This window comes from Roseococcus microcysteis (assembly GCF_014764365.1).
Lineage (GTDB): Bacteria > Pseudomonadota > Alphaproteobacteria > Acetobacterales > Acetobacteraceae > Roseococcus > Roseococcus microcysteis.
The window spans coordinates 69603-87438 of sequence record NZ_CP061718.1; the positions used below are offsets into that span (position 1 = coordinate 69603).

Below are 17836 nucleotides of genomic sequence, written 5' to 3' on the forward strand. Positions count from 1 at the left end.
CATGAACACTGAGAAGGCAATTGAAGTTTTACATAGGCAGCGTGAGAATATAATTGAACTTAAAAAATCTAATAAACCTGACTCAAATTTTACAAAATGGCATCGTGATACTTCGGTCGCAATTGAAAGAATATTTGGTAAAGAGAGTCGCCATGTAGCGGACTTTGCTGGAATTAATTATTCGTTAAGAGCGTTCTCAACTCGCACTCCAGAGTGGGAGTTTACTGTGGCTTATCACCGCGGGCTTGCCAATGCTGAGGCAGTTTTAAGTTCGATGAGTGATGAACTTAATGAGTATGGTTTTGATGATAAGCATATTACGGACATGCCGGATTGCGTTAGTCTTATTGAGAGATTATGTCTGCGTTTCCATGCCGTTGTGCGTCAATTACAGCAACGTCACAATGATAGGGAAACAATTGTAATTAATGATGAGTACGACGTACAAGATTTGCTGCACGCGCTTCTTCGTTTAAATTTTGATGATGTAAGAGCTGAAGAATATGCTCCGAGTTATGCTGGGGGATCGTCCCGTATAGATTTCTTGTTGAAATCTGAGAAAATCGTCATTGAAGTAAAGAAGACGAGATCTTCATTGAGACAAAAAGAAATTGGGGAACAGTTAATTGTTGACCGAGCTCGCTATGAGGGGCACCCTGACTGCAAACTTTTGGTGTGTTTTGTTTATGATCCAGAGGGGCGAATTGGAAATCCGGTCGGTATAGAAAGAGACCTTGAAAGTTATCCAGGTACGCTCAAGGTCCGCGTAATAATTGCCCCTAAAGCTTAGCGAAGCGTACTTACCGTCCCCGGAACACCGGCGCCCTTTTCTCCCGGAACGCCGCCAGCCCTTCCTTCAGATCCTCGCTCGCCTGGCTCTGATTGGCCCGCGCCAGCGCGCCCGCCTCGTCGAAATCCTGCCGGGCGATCTCGTTCAGGCTGCGCTTGATGCCCTGCACGGCCAGCGGCGCCATGGCCGCGATCCGCTCGGCCAGCGCCCGCACCCGCGCGTCCAGCGCCTCGGCCGGCAGCATCTCGGTGAGGTAGCCGATGGCCAGCATCTCGGGCGCCTTGATGGTCTCGGCCGTCAGGAACAGCTTCTTGGCGGCGTTCAGCCCCAGGCGGCTGACATAGCGCAGCATGCCCGAGGGGTAGTAATGCACCCCCAGCTTCGCCGCCGGCATCATCATCTCGGCCGTGTCCACGCCGATGCGGAAGTCGCAGCACAGCGCGAGGTCCGTGGACCCCCCATAGACCCCGCCATTCAGCCGGCAGATCACGGGCACGCGCAAATTCTCGAGCTGCGTGGCCACCCCCTCGAAGGAGGGTCCATCCGCCCGCGCCGTCACCTCCGCCCCCGGCCGCGCGGCCAGGTCGCCCAGATGGTAGCCGGAGGAAAAGGACTTCCCCGTGCCCGTCAGGATGGCCACGCGGATGGCCGGGTCCGCCTCGATCGCGGCCAGGTGTTCGGACAGCGCCAGCAAATCCGCGGGCTCGATGCGGTTGTGCACGCGGGGGCGGTTGAGGCGGATGGTGGCGATGGCGCCCTCCACCGTCAGGATCGGCGTGGTCGCCTCATCCGTCATGCCATCCATCGCGCATCCTCCCCTGGCTTGCGAAACAAGCGATAGCGCGGATCGGTCGCCGGGTCATCCGCTTGCGGCCCGATCAGGGATGGCGCAATGCCCGGTTCATGCTCATCCGCGACAGCCGGGCAGTGGATTTGCCCGCCATCACCGCCATCTACGGGCACTGGGTCCGGCATGGCCTGGCCAGTTTCGAGCTGGATCCGCCCGACCTCGCCGAAATGACGCGCCGGCGCGAGGCGCTGCTGGCCGGCCACTACCCCTACCTGGTGGCGGAGGAAGGCGGCCGCGTGCTGGGCTATGCCTATGCCGGCGCCTTCCGCACCCGCCCGGCCTATCGCTTCACGGTGGAGGACAGCGTCTATGTGGCGCCCGATGCCGGGCGCGGCGGGGTGGGGCGCGCCTTGCTGGCCGCCCTGCTGCCGCGCTGCGAGGCCTGGGGCGCGCGGCTGATGGTGGCCGTGATCGGCGACAGCGGGAACGCGGCCTCCATCGCGCTGCATGCCGCGCTGGGCTTCACCCATGCCGGGCTGCTGCCGGGCACGGGCTGGAAGCATGGGCGCTGGGTGGACACGGTGCTGATGACGCGCGCCCTGGGCGAGGGCATGGCGGCGCCGCCGCCGCCGCCGCCGCCGCAGGGCGCGCCTAGGCCGCCGGCACGGGCGTGAGGCGCGCGGCCAGCCTCTCCTGCTCGGCCGGCGCCATGTGCAGGCCGAGCTTGGTGCGGCGCCACAGCACATCCTCGGCCGTGCGGGCCCATTCGTGGCGCAGCATCCAGTCGAGTTCGGCCTCGGTCAGCCCCGCGCCGAGGTCGGCCCCCGCGCCGCCGCCCGCGAAGACCTCGGGCAGCAGGCTGCCATGGGTGCGGATGAGGCGCGGCAGATGGCGCGCCTCCAGGAAGGGCAGGGCGCGCGCCATCTCGGCGGCGAACGCCGCGCGGTCGGTGATGTCGCCGCCGGGCAGGGTGGCGGTCGCGGTCCAGGGCGTGCCGGCGCGGCCCAAGGCCCCGCCCACCTGGCCCGCCGCCTCCTCCGCCAGGCGCCGGAAGGTCGTGATCTTGCCGCCATAGACGCTGAGCAGCGGCGCCGCCTTGGTGTCCAGCTTCAGCACATAGTCGCGCGTGACGGCGGAAGGGTCCGCCGCGCCATCGTCATAGAGGGGCCGCACGCCCGAATAGCTGTGCACCACATCCACCGGCGAGACGGGGCGGCGCAGCTGGCGCGAGACGGCGGTGCAGAGATAGGCCGTCTCCTCCGGCGTGCAGATGGCGGGGCCGCCGGCATGCGGCACATCGGTGGTGCCGATGAGGGAGAACTCGCCCTCATAAGGGATGACGAAGACCACGCGCCGGTCGTCATTCTGCAGGATGAAGGCGTGCTCGCCCTCATAGAGGCGCGGCACGATGATGTGGCTGCCGCGGATGAGGCGCACCGCGCCCGGCCGGGGCACGGCCGTGGAATCCAGCGCCTCCTGCACCCAGGGGCCGGCGGCGTTGACGATGGCGCGCACGCGGAAGCGCTGGCCCTGGGCGTCCGGGCCGCGCAGCCGCACCTCCCAATGGCCTTCGTGGCGGGTGGCGCCCTCGAATTCGGTGCGGGTGCGGATGTCGGCGCCGCGCAGCGCCGCGTCGCGCGCCAGCAGCAGGACCAGGCGGCTGTCCTCCACCCAGGCGTCGGAATAGGCGAAGGCGTGGGTGATGGCGGGCTTCAGCGCCGCGCCCAGCGGGTCCGCATCGGTGCGGAAGCCCTGGGCCGCGGGCAGGGAGACGCGGCGGGCCAGGTGGTCATAGAGGAACAGCCCCGCGCGGATCATCCAGCGCGGCCGCATCTCCGGCCGGTGCGGCAGCACGAAGCGCAGCGGCCAGATGATGTGGGGGGCCACGCGCAGCAGCACCTCGCGCTCGGCCAGCGCCTCGCGCACCAGGCGGAATTCGTAATGCTCCAGGTAGCGCAGCCCGCCATGGATCAGCTTCGACGAGTTGGAGGAGGTGGCGCCCGCCAGATCCCCCCGCTCGGCCAGCAGCACCGAATAGCCGCGCCCGGCCAGGTCGCGCGCGATGCCCGCGCCATTCACCCCGCCCCCGATGACGAGGATGTCGTGGGCCAGGGAAGGGGCCTGGGAGGGGGGAGGTCGTCGGTCGTCATGCAACGCCATGTGGAAGAGCGCGGGCGATCCGTCCAGGGCCTCGAGGGGGGCTTACGCGCATGGCCCCTCTTCCCCATGTAACCGGCTGACGCGAAGAGGAGGGCATCATGGAATACGCGACGCTGGGCGGGGGGTGCTTCTGGTGCCTGGACGCCGCCTATCGTGACGTCTCCGGGGTGCGGCAGGTGGTCTCGGGCTATGCCGGCGGCCATGCGCAGAACCCGAGCTATGAGCAGGTCTGCGGCAAGAAGACCGGCCATGCCGAGGTGGTGCGCGTGGGCTTCGACCCCGAGGTGGTCTCCTACGCCGACCTGCTGCGCATGTTCTTCACCCTGCACGACCCCACGACGAAGGACCGCCAGGGCGCGGATGTGGGCCCGCAATACCGCTCCATCATCCTGGCCGAGAGCGAGGCCCAGATGGAGACGGCCCGCGCCGTGATGGCCGAGATCGAGGCCGCGGGCATCTGGGGCGCGCCGCTGGTCACGGAGCTCGTCCCCGCCGGCGCGTTCTGGCCGGCCGAGCCCGAGCACCAGGACTATTTCCGCCTGAACCCCTGGTCCGGCTATTGCCGCGCCGTCATCGCGCCCAAGGTGGCCAAGTTCCGCAAGAGCTTCGCCGCGCGCCTCAACCCGGTGGGGGTCTGAGCCATGTTCTTCAAATCCAAGCCCGCCACCACGGACTTCCCCATCCAGCGCAGCGAGGAGGAATGGCGCGCGGCGCTGGACCCCATGGCCTTCCGCGTGCTGCGCCAGCACGCGACCGAGCGGCCCGGCACCTCGCCCCTCAATGCCGAGAAACGGGAGGGCGTGTTCCACTGCGCCGGCTGCGGCACGCCCCTGTTCGAGAGCGACACCAAGTTCGAGAGCGGCACCGGCTGGCCCTCCTTCCATTCGCGCATCGAGGGCAATGTGGGCGAGACGGAGGACAACAGCTTCTTCATGCGCCGCACCGAGGTGCATTGCGCCGCCTGCGGCGGGCATCTGGGCCATGTGTTCCCGGATGGTCCGGAACCCACCGGGCTGCGCTATTGCATCAATGGCGCCGCGCTGGAGTTCAAGCCCGTGTGACGCCGTCCGCACCATGCTATGTGTTGGTGACACTCCCGCCCGTTGAAAGCCTTGCCCATGCGGCATTTGTTCCTTGCCTTCCTTCTCCTCGGCGCGGCCTTCCTGCCGGCCCGGGCGGACACCATCTTCGTGCTGAATTCGGGCGATGCCTCCATCTCGGTCATAGATGCGGTGGCGCGCGAGGAAATCCGCCGCATCCCCGTGCTGCGCGAGGTGCACCACCTGGTCGTGACGCCCGATGGGCGCGAATTGGTGGTGGGCGATTCCGGGGGGAATGAGCTGCTCTTCCTCGACCCCGTGGGCGGCGAGGTGCTGCGGCGGCTGCGCATCAGCAACCCCTACCACCTGGAATTCAGCCCCGATGGGCGGCATTTCGTGGTGGCCAGCCTGCGCCGCAACCAGGTGGACATCTATGACGCCGCCACGCTGGAGCTCCAGCAGCGGCTGCGCCACCCGGGCATGCCGAGCCACATCGCCTTCAGCCCCGACAGCCGCTGGGCCTATGTGACGCTGCAAGGCCGCGGCCAGGTGGCGGCGATCGAGATGGCCAGCATGACCACCGCCTGGGTGCAGGATGTGGGGCCCGAGCCCGCCGGCATCATCTGGCACCGCGGGCGGCTGCTGGTGGGGCTGATGGGCCGCGACGACTTCGTGGCGCTGGACCCCGAGACGCGCGCCGTCACCACCGCCTTCCGGGTCGGGCGCGGGGCGCACAACGTCTTCCCCTCGCCCGATGGGCGCTTCCTCTACGCGACCTCGCGCGTGGAAAGCCGGATCGCGGAGATTGATGCCGAGACGCTGGAGGTGCGCCGCATCTTCGAGGTGCCGGGCGGCCCGGACTGCATCGCCTTCGACCCCGATGGGCGCATCTACGCCACGCTGCGCTGGATCGGCCGCGTGCTGATCCTGGACCCCGCGACCGGCGACCACGCGCAAATCCGGGTGGGGCGCAGCCCGCACGGCATCTTCGTCATGCCGCGCCGGCCTGGCGTGGGGGCCGATTTCGCCCTTCGCATGCCGGGTGCGGCCAGCGGCCCGCGCCCCATGGAGCTGGCCCTGGCCGAGCAGGCCGACGCGCCCACCCGCGTGAACGCGGCGCCGGGCCGGTGAGGCGCCGCGCGCTCGCGGCCCTCCTGGCGGCGCCGGGCCTCGCGCGGGCGCAGACCTCGGGCGGCACGCTCTACCTCACCATAGACACCGGCTGGTCGCGCGAGGCGGAACAGATCGCCGCCACCCTGCGCCGCCACGCCATCCGCGCCACGCTCTTCGTCGCCAATGAGCGCACCCATCGCGGCGACCGGCAGCTGGAAGAAAGCTGGGCGCCCTTCTGGCGCGCGCGCGTGAATGAGGGCCACGTCTTCGCCAGCCACACCTGGCGCCACTGGTATTTCCGGGGCGACCCCGGGCCGGGGCGCGTGACCTACACCTCCCGCCAGAACGAGGGCAGCGAGGTGCTGGACCAGGCGGCGCTCTGCGACGAATTGGCCCGGCCCATCGCCGCCCTGCGCGCGCTGGCCCCCGGCGCGGAGGTGCTGCCGCTGTGGCGCGCGCCGGGCGGCATCACCACGCCGGGGGCGCGCCGCATGGCCGAAGCCTGCGGGCTGCGCCACCAGGGCTGGACGCCCCGCGGCTTCCTGGGCGACGAATTGCCCGCCGATGCCCACCCCAATGCCGCCCTGCTGCGCCGCAACCTCGCCCAGATCCGCGATGGCGAGGTGCTGGTGATGCATTGGGGCGTGCGTTCCCGCCGCGAGCCCTTCGCCGGCATTTTCGACGCGCTGATCGAGGGGCTGCTCGCCCGCGGCTTCCGCTTCGCCCCCCTCCCACCCCAGGGCATTCCCACATGATCGCCGCCATCGAGGACCTCTACGACCAGGTCACGGCCTGGATCTTCCACGCCTGGGTCCAGCCGGTGATGTATGAACTGGGCCTCATGGCCTGGGCCGATGACGCCTTCGACTGGGTGGGCTTCTTCCTGTTCGGCGTGGTGCAGGTGCTGGTGGTGGCGCTGGTCTGCCTGCCGCTGGAACGCTGGCGGCCGGTGGAGCGCTGGGACTCGCAGCGGGTCGTCTGGACCGATGTGACCTACACGCTGCTGGCGCGCCTCGGCCTGCTGCCGCTGCTGGGCTTCGTGGTCTTCTCGGGGGCGGCGGTGGCCATCGAGGGCGCCATCGCGGACAGCGGCTTCGTGCCGCCCACGCTGGAGACGCTGATCCCGGGCCTGCGCGAATGGCCGCTGCTGGCGCTGGCCCTCTACATCGTCATCCTGGATTTCGGCGAATACTGGCGCCACCGCTTCCAGCACCAGTTCCGCTGGTGGTGGGCGCTGCATTCCATCCACCACGCCCAGACGCAGATGACCTTCTGGACCGATGACCGGAACCATGTGCTGGATGACGTGCTGGCCGCGGCCTGGATCGGCGTCATCGCGGTGGCCATCGGGGTGCCGCCGGCGCAGTTCCCCCTGATCCTGCTGGTGCTGCGCCTCGCGGAAAGCCTGAGCCACGCCAATGTGCGGATGGATTTCGGGCGGGTGGGCGAGCGGCTGGTGGTCTCACCCCGCTTCCACCGGCTGCACCATGGCGTGCTGAGCGTGGGCCAGTCCGGCAAGAATTACGGCGTGCTGCTGCCGGTCTGGGACTGGATCTTCGGCACGGCGGATTTCAAGCGCGACCACTACCCCCGCACCGGGGACCCCGGCGCGCCGCCCGCCTATGTCACGGGCGGCTGGCTGCGCCAGCAGGGGCAGGGGCTGCGCGAGGTGTGGCGCGCCCTCAGACCCCCACGACAAGGCTGAGCACGAGGCCCAGCCCCGCCGAGACGGCCAGCGTCCGCACCAGCCCCAGCTTCAGCACGAAGAGCGCCACGCCCGAGACCACCACCAGCACCAGCGCCAGGGGCTGCACCGAGGCGGGGTCGGGCAGGCTCAGCGCGAAGGGGCCCGGTTCCATCCGCGCGAAGATGACGCGCAGCGCGAACCAGAGCGCCAGGTTCGCGATGACGCCCACCACCGCCGCCGTCACCCCCGCCAGCGCGCCCTTGAGGCGCGGCTGGTCGTGCAGCCGCTCCACATAGGGGGCGCCCAGGAAGATCCAGGCGAAGCAGGGCAGGAAGGTGACATAGAGCGTGAGCGCCGCGCCCAGCACCGCCCAGAGGGCGCCACCCGCCTGAAACCCCGCCAGGAAGCCCACGAATTGCAGCACGAGGATGAGGGGGCCGGGCGTGGTCTCCGCCAGCCCCAGCCCCACCAGCATGTCGCTGGCGGTGAGCCAGGCGTAGTTCTCCACCGCCTGCTGCGCCACATAGGCCAGCACCGCATAGGCGCCGCCGAAGGTGACCACGGCCATGACGGAGAAGAAGCCCGCGATATCGGCGAAGACGCCGCCCTGCACCCAGAGCAGCGCGACCGGCCAGACCCAGAAGGCAAGGCACACCAGCCCCGCCCGCCGCGCCGCCCCGGCCATCAGCCCGATGCGCCCGGGGTCGGCCGCCAGCGCGGCATCCAGCGCCGAATGCGCCACCCCGCGCCCGCCCCCATGCCCGCCGCCGGCGAAGGCCTGGGGCAGCGCCGCGCCCATGCCGGCGGCCAGCAGCACCACCACGGGGAAGGGCACGCCGAAGACGAAAAGCGCCGTGAACGCGGCCGCCGCCACCGCCCAGGGCACGGCGCCATGCAGCGCGCGGCGCGCCACCTTCAGCAGCGCCTCCAGCACCACCACCAGCACCGCGCATTTCAGCCCGAAGAAGAGGCCCGCCACGATCGGCACCTCGCCCGCCCAGGCGTAGATGAAGGACAGCGCCATGATCACGCAGGCGCCGGGCAGGATGAACAGCAGCCCCGCCGCGAGGCCGCCCTTCACCCCATGCATCAGCCAGCCGAGATAGGTGGCGAGCTGCATGGCCTCGGGCCCCGGCAGCAGCATGCAGAAGTTCAGCGCGTGCAGGAAACGTGCGTCACTGACCCAGCGGCGCTGGTCCACCACCTCGCGCTGCATGAGCGCGATCTGCGAGGCCGGCCCGCCGAAGGAGAGCAGGCCGATGCGCGCCCAGACGCGCAGCGCCTCGCCGAAGCTGGGGAGTTGGGGCGCCTCGGCTGGGGGATGGGTGTCGGGCATGGCGGTATCTGGCCCGAGCTTCCCGCGCGGGGCAAGGCTACTCCGCGGCTTGGGGGGTCAGCAGGCTTTGTCCCGGGCGGAGGCGCGTGAAGGCGACCTCGCGCCAGGAGAGGCGCACCTGGCCTTCCTCCAGCGTGACGAGGGTGTGGTGGAGGCCCGCCGCGTCGTCCTGGGTGTGCGGGAAATCCTCGCGCCAATGGGCGCCGCGGCTTTCCTCCCGCGCCTCGGCGGCCGCCACGATGGCGCGGCTGATGAGGATGAGGCTCTCCAGGTTCAGCCAGTCGGCCCAGGAGAGGTTGAAGCCACGCATCCCGTCCGCCACGCCGGCCGCATGGAGTTCCGCCTCCAGCGCATCCAGCCCGCTGCGCGCCTCAGCCAGGCCGCCCGCGTCGCGCAGGATGCCGGCCTTGTCCCACATCAGCGCCGCCAGTGCGTCGCGCAGCGGGCCGAGCGGTTGCGGCGCGCGGCCGAACGGGGCCAGCGCCGCACCCATGGCGGCATCCAGCGCCGCCTCGTCCGGCGGGGCGAGTTCGCCGTCGCGGGGGATGAAGCGCGCCATGGCATCGCCCGCCAGCCCGCCGAAGACGGTGGAATTGGCCACGCCATTCCCGCCCAGCCGGTTCGCGCCATGCACCCCGCCCGTGTCCTCGCCGGCGGCGAACAGGCCGGGCAGCGCGGTGCTGCCATCGGCGCGGAACACCACCCCGCCCATCATGTAATGCGCGGTGGGGACGACGGGCACGCGGTCGCCCGCCAGGTCGAAGCCCATATCGGCGCAGCGCTCGACCATGCCCTTGAACATCTTGGCCACCTTGTCAGGGCCGAGATGCTTCATCTCCAGCCACAGCCCGCCCGCCTCGTTCACGCGGCCGGCCTGGATCTCGCGCTCCATGGAACGGGAGACGATGTCGCGCGTGGCACGCTCGCCGCGCGGGTCGTAATTGTGCATGAAGCGCTGGCCGCGGCCGTCCAGCAGATAGCCGCCCGCGCCGCGCAGCCCTTCCTCGATGATGGTGCCCGTCATGCGCGTGCCGGGGCCGGCGAGGACGCCGGTGGGGTGGAACTGCACCATCTCCATGTCGCGCAGTTCGAGGCCCGCGCGCAGCGCCATGGCCATGCCGTCGCAGGATTTGTCGCCCGAGGGGGTGTGGTACTTGTACATGGTGGGCCCGCCGCCGGTGCCCAGCAGCACGGCCTTGGCCTGCACGAAGACGAAGCTGCCGCGCCGGATGTCCAACAGCAGCACGCCGCTGATCCGCCCGCCATCCGCGCTGCGGATGAGGGCCAGCGCCCGGTGTTCCTCCAGCCGCTCGATGCCGCGCGCCCAGACCTGTTCGGCGAGCCGGTTGATGATCTCGATGCCCGTCAAATCGCCCTTGTGGACGGTGCGGTCGAAGGTCTGCCCGGCGAAGGCCTTCTGGTGGATGGTGCCGTCCGGGTTGCGGTCGAAGAAGCAGCCCCAGCGGTTTTCCAGTTCGCGGATGCGGGTCTGGGCTTCCGTCACCAGCGTCCAGGCCAGGTCCTGGTCGTTCAGCCATTTCCCGCCGTCGAGCGTGTCCATGAAATGCCGCTCGGCGGAATCGCCAGCCGCCAGCGCCACGTTGTAGCCGCCCTGCACCATGCGCGTGCAGCCCGATTTGCCGAGCAAGCCCTTCACCGCGACGGTGACCCGCAGCTCCGGGTTGGCGGATTTCGCGTGCAGCGCGGCCAGCAGCCCGGCGCCGCCGGAGCCGAGGATCAGGATGTCGGTGCTGCGGCGTTCGATGCGGGTCATCACGGGCCTCGCGGGTTGGTGGGCACGCCGCAGCCGCAATCCTCGGCGGCGGGCGGGGGTGGCGCGGTCTGCGCGGCGGCGGGCAGCGCGAGGAGCAGGATGAGCAGGAGCGTGCGCATCACGCCCCCAGCTTCGCCAGCACGGCCGCGCGCCGCGCCTCCACGCTGGACTGCACATCGCGGTAGAGGCTGCCGCCATGGGCATCCATGCCCACGATCAGCGGGCCGAAATCACGGATGGCGAAGCGCCAGAGGCTTTCGGGGTTGAGGTCATCGAGATCCACATCCTCGATGGCCGTGATCCAGGTGGTCTCCAGCGCCGCCGCCCCGCCGATGACGGCCAGGTAGCAGCCGCCCAGCTCCTGGAAGGCACGCGCGCTGTCGTCGCGCAGCCCGCCCTTGCCGATGATGATGCGCACGCCCTCGCGCTCCATCAGCGGGCGGGTGAAGCGCTCCATGCGGTCGGAGGTGGTGGTGCCGATGCAGACGGCCTCGTAGCCGGCCTGGTTCGTGCCGGTGGGTTCCACCTTCCGGACGTTGGGTGCCGTGTGGATCACCGCATGGCCGTTCAAATCGAAGCGCGTGCGCCGGCCGCGGTCGAACATGTGGATCTGCGTGGCGTCGCGGATGCCGAAGAGCGTGTCCTGCAAGGTGACGGTGTCACCCACCCGCAGCTTGCGGATGTCGGCCTCGGTGCAGGGCATGTGGAGGGTGTGGTGGGCCATCGTCTAGAACCCCACCTCGACGCCTTCCGGCGTGAAGGTCGCACTCGCCCGCCGCGCCGAATGGCACTGCACGTTCACGGCGACCGGGTTCATGGTGATGTGCGTCGCCGCGACCTCGACATGCACCGCGAAGGCGGTGCTGTCCCCGCCCAGCCCCTGCGGGCCGATGCCGAGCGAGTTCACGGCTTCCGAGAGTTCCACCTCCAGCTTCGCCCCCTCCGCATCGGCGCAGACCGAGCCCAGCGGCCGCGTTGCCGCCACCTTCGCCAGGTGCACGCAGAGATCGCTGGTGCCGCCGACACCCACGCCCAGGATGGTCGGCGGGCACACCTTCCCGCCCGCCTTGATCGCCGCATCCACCACGAAGCGCTTCACGCCCGAAAGCCCGTCGGCGGGAATGAGCATCTGCAGGAAGGAGCCGTTCTCGGACCCGCTGCCCTTCGGGATCATCTCCAGCCGCAGGGTGCGCGGTGTCTCCACGAAATCAATGTGGATCACCGGCACATGCGCCCCGCAGGAGGTGTGCGCGTTCACCCGCGTGATGGGGTGCACCACGGAACTGCGCAGCGGGTGTTCGCGCGTCGCGCGCTCGGTCCCGCGCGCGATGGCCTGCTTCAGCGCCCAGCCATCCACCTCGACGTCGCGGCCGATCTGCACGTTGAAGATGGGAATGCCCGTGTCCTGGCAGAGCAGGTTCTCCGTGCGCTCGGCCACCGCGATGTTCTCGATCATCGTGGCCAGCACGGACTTGGCCAGCCCATCCGTCTCCGTCGAATCCAGCCGGAAGAATCCCTGCTTGATGTCATCCGGCAAAATCTTCAGCGCGCGGATGTAGAGAAGCTTCGCGGCCTCCTCGATCGCATCGGGGGTGACGCGCAGCTTGTCGGGGGCGGAGATCACGGACATGGGCGTTTCCCTCACAAAAGCAGAAAGATGCCGGAGACCAGCAGCAGCGACAGCAGCACCAGGCGGAACCCCTGCGCGGGCAGGCGCCGGCCCGCGCGCAGGCCGAGCCAGGTGCCCAGCAGCAGCGCGGGCACGGCGGTCGCGGTCAGGATGGCGGCCTCGCGCGTGAAGAAGCCGGTGAAGGCGAGGCCCAGGATGGTGATGGCCTGCATGATGGCGATGAAGGGCTGCATCAGCGCGCGCGTGTCGCGCGGGGCCATGGCCTGCATATCGGCCCACATGCCCACCAGCGCGCCCACATAGCCGCCGATGCCGCCCAATATGCCGGACGCGAAGCCCACCGCGGCATCCCGCCCCGCGCTGGCATGCAGGCGCGCGGGCGCCATCCGCAGCGCGATGCGCGCGAGCGTATAGCCCGCATAGACGACCAGCAGCACGCCGACACCCGCCACGATCCAGCGCGCGGGGCCGAGCGCCAGCACGGCGATGCCCAGCGGAATGCCCAGCGTCGCCGTGCCCACATAGAGCCACATGCGTGGCCACGGGATGTCGCGCCACACCGCCACGGTGCCGATGCCCTGCACGATCAGGCTGCCGATGACGAGGATGGGCGCGACCAGCGCCGGCGCCATGAATTGCAGCAGCACCGCCGCCCCCACCAGCACGAAGGCGAAGCCCGCGATGGAGGCACAGAAGGCGGCCAGAAACCCGCCCGCCGAGACGAGGAGGATCTCAGCCCACATTGAGCAGGAAGAGCAGGCCGGCCGCGAAGGCGACGCCGGCGCTGATGGCCACCATGTCCTTCTGCCGCGCGCGCCAGCCCAGGAATTCCAGCGCCATCACGCGCAACCCGCCGGCCAGGTGCAGCGCCAGCAGCACCACCAGCCCCCATTCGGCGGCCTTCACCAGCGGGTTGTCGGCCCAGCGCAGGAAGCCGTCCAAGGCGGCCTCGCCGCGGATGGCCTGGCCCAGCGCCCAGAAATGCAGCGGCAGGAACAGCGCCAGCAGCAGGCCCGAGACGCGGTGGAGAATGAAGGCCACATAGGTGGGGTGCGAACGGCCGCGCATGTCAGGACGCATAAAGCCCCCAGGCGGCACGGATGCCGAACAGCGCGGTGACGACGCCGATGCCGAGCCACGCCATGTCGAAGCCCCGCCCGCGCCAGCCCAGCCATTCCATCGCGATGTTGCGCAGGCCGATGGCGCCATGCAGCCCCGCCGCCAGCGCGAAGGCGGCGTAGAAGGCGAACCACGCCGTCGCCCCGTGGGTCCGCCCCAGGATTTCCGCCGCCGACAACCCGCCCCGCACCGCCACCATGATGGTGACGAGGTGCACCAGCACCGCGACACCCAGGAACATGGCCGTGACGCGCTGCGCCACCCACATGTGCCGCCCCGCGCGCGCGTTCATCGCAGCCTTCCCCACAGGCTGTCCCAGAACAGCGTCCGCTTCAGCCCCGCGATGGCCGAGGAGGGGTCGAGGTTCTTGGGGCACCTTTCCGTGCAGGATTGCGTGGAGTGGCAGGAATGGCAGCCCGCATCGCCGCTGACGGCCTCCAGCCGCTCACGCCGCGCGCCGTCGCGCACGTCGTTCACCAGCGTCCAGGCGCGGTTCATGGCAGCGGGGCCGAGATAGTCGGGGTTCCAGGCCACGATGTCGCAGGAGGCGTAGCAGACGCCGCAGCCGATGCACTCGATGCCCGCATCGGCCTCGCGCCGCTGCTTGCTCTCCGGCGGCACCACCGAGAATTCGGCCGGCACCGCGCCATCGGGCGCGTCCTTGGGCTGGAAGGTCCCGCCCGCCCGCGCCCATTTGTCGAAGAAGGGCGCCATGTCGGTGGCGAGATCCCGGATCACGGGCAGGTTCGCCAGCGGCTTGATGTCCAGCGCCTCGCCAGGCGCGGCCACGCGCTTCACATGGGTGCGGCAGGTCCAGCGGGCGCGGCCATTCACCTCCATGGCGCAGCTTCCGCACATGCCCACCCGGCAGGCGAAGCGGTAGGCGAGGTCGGGCTCCTGCTCGCGCTGGATCTGCGTCACCACGTCCAGCACCGTCTGGTTCTCGCGCGCGGGGACGGCGTATTCGCGGAATTCTCCGCCCGCCGCATCCCCGCGCCAGACCCTGACTTTCAGGGTGCCCACTTTCGGTGGGTTGGGGGCCTTTTCGCCCTTCGGGACCGTTTCCATCCACCCACTCTGCCCCGGGCTTGAGTCTTATACAAGACCGGGGCAGGCTGCCGCCCTCTGGAGAGGGGAAACGACAGATGCAGCACGAACTCCGCGGCGCGGACATCCTGTGGGGGGCGCTCAAGCGCGGCGGCGTGACCCGCGTGTTCAGCCTCTCCGGCAACCACATCATGGAGGTCTATGACGCGGCCTTCGGCGACAACATCAGCATCATCCATGTCCGCCACGAGGCCGCCGCCGTCCACATGGCCGAGGCCTGGGCCCGGCTGACGGGCGAGGTCGGCATCGCCCTCGTCACCGGCGGCCAGGGCCATTCCAATGCCTGCGCGGCCCTGCCCACCGCCATGGCGGGCGAGGTGCCGGTGCTGCTGCTGTCCGGCCATGCGCCGCGCGACCAGCTCGGCATGGGCGCCTTCCAGGAGACGCCGCAGGTCGCCATGGCGGCGCCGCTGACCAAGGCCGCCTGGCTGGCCGAGAGCACGGCGGGCCTGGCGCAGGATGTGGCGAAGGCGTTTGCGATCGCGCGCGGCGGACGGCCCGGCCCCGTGCACATCTCGCTGCCGACCGACGTGCTGGAAGGCAAGGCCAAGCCCATCCTGCCCGACGAGGCCGCCTATCTGGCGCCGCCGATGCCGCTCGCCCCCGAAAGCCGCGCGGCCGTGCTGGGCGCGATCAACGCCGCACAGAAGCCGCTGATCGTGGTGGGCTCCGCGCTGAACAACCCGGACGGCAGCAAGGCCCGCGCCGCGCTGGAGAAGGCCACGGGCCTGCCGAGCATCATGATGGAAAGCCCGCGCGGACTGAACGACCCCTCGCTCGGTTCCATTGCGGAGGCGCTGGAACAGGCGGACCTCGTGGTCCTGTTGGGCAAGCCGCTCGACTTCACGCTGAAATTCGGCAACGCCGCCCCCAAGGCCCGCTTCATCGCCATCGAGCCGGACGGCGCGCTGGTCACGCGCGCGCAGAAGGGGCTGGGCGCGCGGCTCGCCATGGTCGCCATGGCCTCGCCCATCGAGGCCTGCACCGCGCTGGCCGAAGCCGCCACGCCGCACCCGAACGCGGCCTGGGGCGATTTCACGCGCGAGGTCGTGGCCTGGCGCCCGCCCGCCTGGGCGCAATACCAGGACCGTGCCGGCGGCCCCATCCACCCCGCGACCCTCGCCATGGCGCTGCAGAAGCATCTGGGCGAGGACACCTCCCTCATGCTGGACGGCGGCGAGGTCGGCCAATGGATGCAGGCCATCCTGAAGGGGCGGGAGCGCATCACGAATGGTGTCGCGGGGGCCATCGGCGCCGTCACCTGCTTCGCCATCGGCGCCCGCGCGGCGCGGCCCGAGGGCAAGGTGGTGGCCTGCATGGGCGATGGCACCTTCGGCTTCCACATGGCCGAGTTCGACACGGCGGTGCGCCACAACCTCCCCTTCGTCTGCGTCGTGGGCAATGACGGGGTGTGGAACGCGGAATACCAGATCCAGAAGCGCGACTATGGCGCGGATCGCGCCCATGGCTGCGAGCTGGGCCGCGCCACGCGCTATGACCTGGTGGCCGCCGCACTTGGCGGGCATGGCGAATTCGTGACGCGCTTCGAGGAACTGCACCCCGCGCTCGAACGCGCCTTCGCCAGCGGCAAGCCCGCCGTGGTGAATGTGGTGATCGAGGGCCAGCCCGCCCCCGGCCTGCGGCGGCCCGCCGCTTGAAGGCACAGCCGGCGCCCCTCTACGCCCGCATCGAGGCCGCGCTGCGCGCGCGCATCGCGGCGGGCGAATGGGCGCCGGGTGCCGCCTTGCCGACCGAGCCCGTGCTCGCCGCCGAATATGGCATCAGCCAGGGCACGCTGCGCCGCGCGCTGGCGGCCCTCGAGGCGCAGAACGTCATCGAACGCCGCCAGGGCGCGGGCACCTATGTGGCCGAGGCGACCTCCGCCCGCGCCTTGTTCCACTTCTTCCGCGTGGAGACGCCGGGCGGCGCGCGCCCCGTGCCCACCTCCATCGCGCACCTGCTGGAAACCCGCCCCGCGCGGGCGGAGGAGGCCGACGCGCTCTCCCTCGCGCCCCGCGCCCGCGTGGTGGCCATGGAACGCCTGCGCCTGGTGGAAGGCCGCCCCGTGGTGCTGGAATCCATCGCCCTGCCGGCAACGCTTTTCGCGGGCTTCGCCCTGCCGCTTGGGCAGGTGCTGGAGGATGAGCTCTACGTCCACTACCAGCGCCACCATGGCGTGACCGTGCTGCGGGTGGAGGAACGGCTCACGGCCATCGCCGCCCCGCCCGAGGCGGCCGCGCGCCTGGACGTGCCGCAGGGCAGCCCGCTGCTCGCCATCTCGCGCGTCGCCTTCGACGTGCTGGACCGGCGGGTGGAGCACCGCCACACCCTGCTGCGGACGGACGCGCTGCGCTACGCGGTGGAATTGCGCTAAGGCGGCGCCAGCAGCCGCCCATCCCAGGCCGCGCGCAAGGTCAGGGCCAGGATCACGCCGATCACCCCCGTCACCACCAGCAGCGCCGCCCAGGCCGGCCAACCGGGCGCGACCAGCGCCATCACCGCCGCGAAATTGGCCAGCGGGAAGGTGAAGGACCACAGCGCCGGGGTGAAGCCCGCCGCCAGCATGTAGGGCAGGCCCAGCACCAGCAGCGCCAGCAGGAAGGAGGAGAGCCCGAACAGCGCCAGCACCCAGGGCCCCACCCCCGCCAAGGAGGCCACGGCCAGGGTTCCCACCGTGGGCGGGGCCAGGAAGATGGCGAGCGAAGGCCGCAGCGCCGGCGGCAGGTCGGGCCGCGCGATCAGCCGCCACAGCAGCAGCGGCATCACCAGCAGCCAGAGCAGGCCGCCCACGCCCAGCAGCATCCAGCCCAGCATGTGCAGGCCCAGGGGCGCGCAGAACATCGCCGCCACCAGATGCCCCACCAGCGGCATCAGCAGGGGCGGGGCCAGCATGTCCACATGGCCGCGCCCGCGGATGCAGCGCGCCAGCAGCGCCAGCGCCACCCCCACATGCGCGGCGATGGCCAGCAGCAGCAGCCATCGCGCCAGGCCCGGCGCCCAGGGGATGAAGGCCGCGGCCACCTCCATGGCGCCGATGGTGCCGGCGGCGAAGAAGCTGGCGCGCACCGGGTGGCGCCAATCCTCGGCCACCGCCTCCGGGTGGCGCAGCGCGCGCAGCAGGTGCAGGCCGATCAGCAGCCCCCAGGCCAGCACGGCCAGGACCATCACCGCCTCGCCCACCAGGGCCGAGGCGCCGTGGTGCCGCGCCGCCTCGCGCCAGGTGAGGCCCAGCCCGCCCAGCCCCATGGGCATGGCCAGCAGCGGCAAAGGCAGGTGACGCAGTTGCACCG

The 17836-nt window shown here is 70.2% G+C and carries 21 protein-coding genes; 9 read left to right on the forward strand and 12 right to left on the reverse strand.

The features are described from left to right. Position 1: 1 nt before the first annotated feature. Complete coding sequence (locus tag ICW72_RS00265; RefSeq protein WP_191084393.1) at positions 2-790, forward strand: PD-(D/E)XK nuclease domain-containing protein; 789 nt, start codon at positions 2-4, stop codon at positions 788-790. 10 nt (positions 791-800) lie between these two features. On the opposite strand, the gene ICW72_RS00270 is transcribed toward ICW72_RS00265, so the two are convergent. After that, positions 801-1586 (reverse strand): enoyl-CoA hydratase/isomerase family protein, encoded by a 786-nt coding sequence (locus tag ICW72_RS00270; protein ID WP_191084394.1) that lies wholly within the window; start codon positions 1584-1586, stop codon positions 801-803. 107 nt (positions 1587-1693) lie between these two features. Here ICW72_RS00270 and ICW72_RS00275 point away from each other — a divergent pair, with 107 nt between their 5' ends. Further along, on the forward strand, positions 1694-2254 hold the full coding sequence (locus ICW72_RS00275; protein ID WP_191084395.1) for a GNAT family N-acetyltransferase: 561 nt from the start codon (positions 1694-1696) through the stop codon (positions 2252-2254). On the opposite strand, the gene glpD is transcribed toward ICW72_RS00275, so the two are convergent. Further along, positions 2232-3740, reverse strand: a complete 1509-nt coding sequence (gene glpD, locus ICW72_RS00280) for a glycerol-3-phosphate dehydrogenase (RefSeq protein ID WP_191084396.1) — start codon at positions 3738-3740, stop codon at positions 2232-2234. The genes ICW72_RS00275 and glpD overlap by 23 nt on opposite strands. Positions 3741-3838: 98 nt before the next feature. Between glpD and msrA the strand changes: the two genes are divergently transcribed. From msrA to ICW72_RS00305, 5 genes are read left to right on the forward strand one after another with little or no spacing between them, the layout of a single operon-like run. Beyond that, positions 3839-4378 (forward strand): peptide-methionine (S)-S-oxide reductase MsrA, encoded by a 540-nt coding sequence (msrA, locus tag ICW72_RS00285; protein ID WP_191084397.1) that lies wholly within the window; start codon positions 3839-3841, stop codon positions 4376-4378. A 3-nt stretch (positions 4379-4381) separates the two neighbouring features. Next, positions 4382-4801 carry a peptide-methionine (R)-S-oxide reductase MsrB gene (msrB, locus tag ICW72_RS00290; protein ID WP_191084398.1) on the forward strand — a complete coding sequence of 140 codons (420 nt, stop codon included), beginning with the start codon at positions 4382-4384 and terminating at the stop codon, positions 4799-4801. 57 nt (positions 4802-4858) lie between these two features. Continuing rightward, complete coding sequence (locus tag ICW72_RS00295; RefSeq protein ID WP_191084399.1) at positions 4859-5911, forward strand: YncE family protein; 1053 nt, start codon at positions 4859-4861, stop codon at positions 5909-5911. Then, complete coding sequence (locus tag ICW72_RS00300) at positions 5908-6648, forward strand: polysaccharide deacetylase family protein (protein ID WP_191084400.1); 741 nt, start codon at positions 5908-5910, stop codon at positions 6646-6648. The genes ICW72_RS00295 and ICW72_RS00300 overlap by 4 nt, the downstream gene beginning before the upstream one ends. Continuing rightward, entirely contained in the window at positions 6645-7598 is a 954-nt protein-coding gene (locus ICW72_RS00305; protein ID WP_191084401.1) for a sterol desaturase family protein, read from the forward strand. The genes ICW72_RS00300 and ICW72_RS00305 overlap by 4 nt, the downstream gene beginning before the upstream one ends. Here ICW72_RS00305 and chrA read toward each other — a convergent pair. The 9 genes from chrA to ICW72_RS00345 are packed head-to-tail and all read right to left on the reverse strand — an operon-like array spanning position 7576 to position 14462. Continuing rightward, positions 7576-8916, reverse strand: a complete 1341-nt coding sequence (chrA, locus tag ICW72_RS00310) for a chromate efflux transporter (protein ID WP_191084402.1) — start codon at positions 8914-8916, stop codon at positions 7576-7578. The two genes, ICW72_RS00305 and chrA, sit on opposite strands and share 23 nt — an antisense overlap. Positions 8917-8953: 37 nt before the next feature. After that, entirely contained in the window at positions 8954-10690 is a 1737-nt protein-coding gene (locus ICW72_RS00315; protein WP_191084403.1) for an L-aspartate oxidase, read from the reverse strand. Continuing rightward, positions 10690-10812 carry a hypothetical protein gene (locus ICW72_RS20995; protein WP_269749830.1) on the reverse strand — a complete coding sequence of 41 codons (123 nt, stop codon included), beginning with the start codon at positions 10810-10812 and terminating at the stop codon, positions 10690-10692. Before ICW72_RS20995 ends, ICW72_RS00315 begins: the two co-directional genes overlap by 1 nt. Beyond that, the gene (locus ICW72_RS00320; protein WP_232370757.1) at positions 10809-11393 is read right to left on the reverse strand and encodes a fumarate hydratase C-terminal domain-containing protein; all 585 of its coding nucleotides are present in this window, start codon (positions 11391-11393) and stop codon (positions 10809-10811) included. The genes ICW72_RS20995 and ICW72_RS00320 overlap by 4 nt, the downstream gene beginning before the upstream one ends. A gap of 24 nt (positions 11394-11417) precedes the next feature. Then, complete coding sequence (locus ICW72_RS00325) at positions 11418-12320, reverse strand: fumarate hydratase (RefSeq protein ID WP_191084405.1); 903 nt, start codon at positions 12318-12320, stop codon at positions 11418-11420. Between the two features lie 11 nt (positions 12321-12331). Then, complete coding sequence (locus ICW72_RS00330; protein WP_191084406.1) at positions 12332-13063, reverse strand: sulfite exporter TauE/SafE family protein; 732 nt, start codon at positions 13061-13063, stop codon at positions 12332-12334. Then, the gene (gene sdhC, locus ICW72_RS00335) at positions 13053-13388 is read right to left on the reverse strand and encodes a succinate dehydrogenase, cytochrome b556 subunit (RefSeq protein ID WP_191084407.1); all 336 of its coding nucleotides are present in this window, start codon (positions 13386-13388) and stop codon (positions 13053-13055) included. The genes ICW72_RS00330 and sdhC overlap by 11 nt, the downstream gene beginning before the upstream one ends. A 1-nt stretch (position 13389) precedes the next feature. Further along, positions 13390-13731 (reverse strand): succinate dehydrogenase, encoded by a 342-nt coding sequence (locus ICW72_RS00340; protein WP_191084408.1) that lies wholly within the window; start codon positions 13729-13731, stop codon positions 13390-13392. Next, on the reverse strand, positions 13728-14462 hold the full coding sequence (locus ICW72_RS00345) for a succinate dehydrogenase/fumarate reductase iron-sulfur subunit (RefSeq protein WP_223880725.1): 735 nt from the start codon (positions 14460-14462) through the stop codon (positions 13728-13730). The genes ICW72_RS00340 and ICW72_RS00345 overlap by 4 nt, the downstream gene beginning before the upstream one ends. 122 nt (positions 14463-14584) lie before the next feature. Between ICW72_RS00345 and ICW72_RS00350 the strand changes: the two genes are divergently transcribed. Beyond that, a complete protein-coding gene (locus tag ICW72_RS00350; RefSeq protein WP_191084410.1) occupies positions 14585-16204 on the forward strand; it encodes a thiamine pyrophosphate-binding protein in 1620 nt (539 codons plus the stop codon). Then, entirely contained in the window at positions 16201-16920 is a 720-nt protein-coding gene (locus ICW72_RS00355; RefSeq protein WP_223880726.1) for a GntR family transcriptional regulator, read from the forward strand. The genes ICW72_RS00350 and ICW72_RS00355 overlap by 4 nt, the downstream gene beginning before the upstream one ends. Here ICW72_RS00355 and ICW72_RS00360 read toward each other — a convergent pair. Further along, a complete protein-coding gene (locus tag ICW72_RS00360; protein ID WP_191084411.1) occupies positions 16917-17834 on the reverse strand; it encodes a TDT family transporter in 918 nt (305 codons plus the stop codon). The genes ICW72_RS00355 and ICW72_RS00360 overlap by 4 nt on opposite strands. Between the last annotated feature and the right edge of the window lie 2 nt (positions 17835-17836).

Coding starts and splice junctions, on each gene's coding strand:
- chrA (WP_191084402.1), bottom strand. CDS start 8,916: ATGCCCGACACCCATCCCCCAGCCGAGGCGCCCCAACTCCCCAGCTTC.
- ICW72_RS00275 (WP_191084395.1), top strand. CDS start 1,694: ATGCTCATCCGCGACAGCCGGGCAGTGGATTTGCCCGCCATCACCGCC.
- ICW72_RS00350 (WP_191084410.1), top strand. CDS start 14,585: ATGCAGCACGAACTCCGCGGCGCGGACATCCTGTGGGGGGCGCTCAAG.
- ICW72_RS00270 (WP_191084394.1), bottom strand. CDS start 1,586: ATGACGGATGAGGCGACCACGCCGATCCTGACGGTGGAGGGCGCCATC.
- ICW72_RS00295 (WP_191084399.1), top strand. CDS start 4,859: ATGCGGCATTTGTTCCTTGCCTTCCTTCTCCTCGGCGCGGCCTTCCTG.
- ICW72_RS00315 (WP_191084403.1), bottom strand. CDS start 10,690: ATGACCCGCATCGAACGCCGCAGCACCGACATCCTGATCCTCGGCTCC.
- ICW72_RS00320 (WP_232370757.1), bottom strand. CDS start 11,393: ATGCCCTGCACCGAGGCCGACATCCGCAAGCTGCGGGTGGGTGACACC.
- glpD (WP_191084396.1), bottom strand. CDS start 3,740: ATGGCGTTGCATGACGACCGACGACCTCCCCCCTCCCAGGCCCCTTCC.
- msrA (WP_191084397.1), top strand. CDS start 3,839: ATGGAATACGCGACGCTGGGCGGGGGGTGCTTCTGGTGCCTGGACGCC.
- sdhC (WP_191084407.1), bottom strand. CDS start 13,388: ATGCGCGGCCGTTCGCACCCCACCTATGTGGCCTTCATTCTCCACCGC.
- msrB (WP_191084398.1), top strand. CDS start 4,382: ATGTTCTTCAAATCCAAGCCCGCCACCACGGACTTCCCCATCCAGCGC.
- ICW72_RS00325 (WP_191084405.1), bottom strand. CDS start 12,320: ATGTCCGTGATCTCCGCCCCCGACAAGCTGCGCGTCACCCCCGATGCG.
- ICW72_RS00305 (WP_191084401.1), top strand. CDS start 6,645: ATGATCGCCGCCATCGAGGACCTCTACGACCAGGTCACGGCCTGGATC.
- ICW72_RS00265 (WP_191084393.1), top strand. CDS start 2: ATGAACACTGAGAAGGCAATTGAAGTTTTACATAGGCAGCGTGAGAAT.
- ICW72_RS00330 (WP_191084406.1), bottom strand. CDS start 13,063: ATGTGGGCTGAGATCCTCCTCGTCTCGGCGGGCGGGTTTCTGGCCGCC.
- ICW72_RS00340 (WP_191084408.1), bottom strand. CDS start 13,731: ATGAACGCGCGCGCGGGGCGGCACATGTGGGTGGCGCAGCGCGTCACG.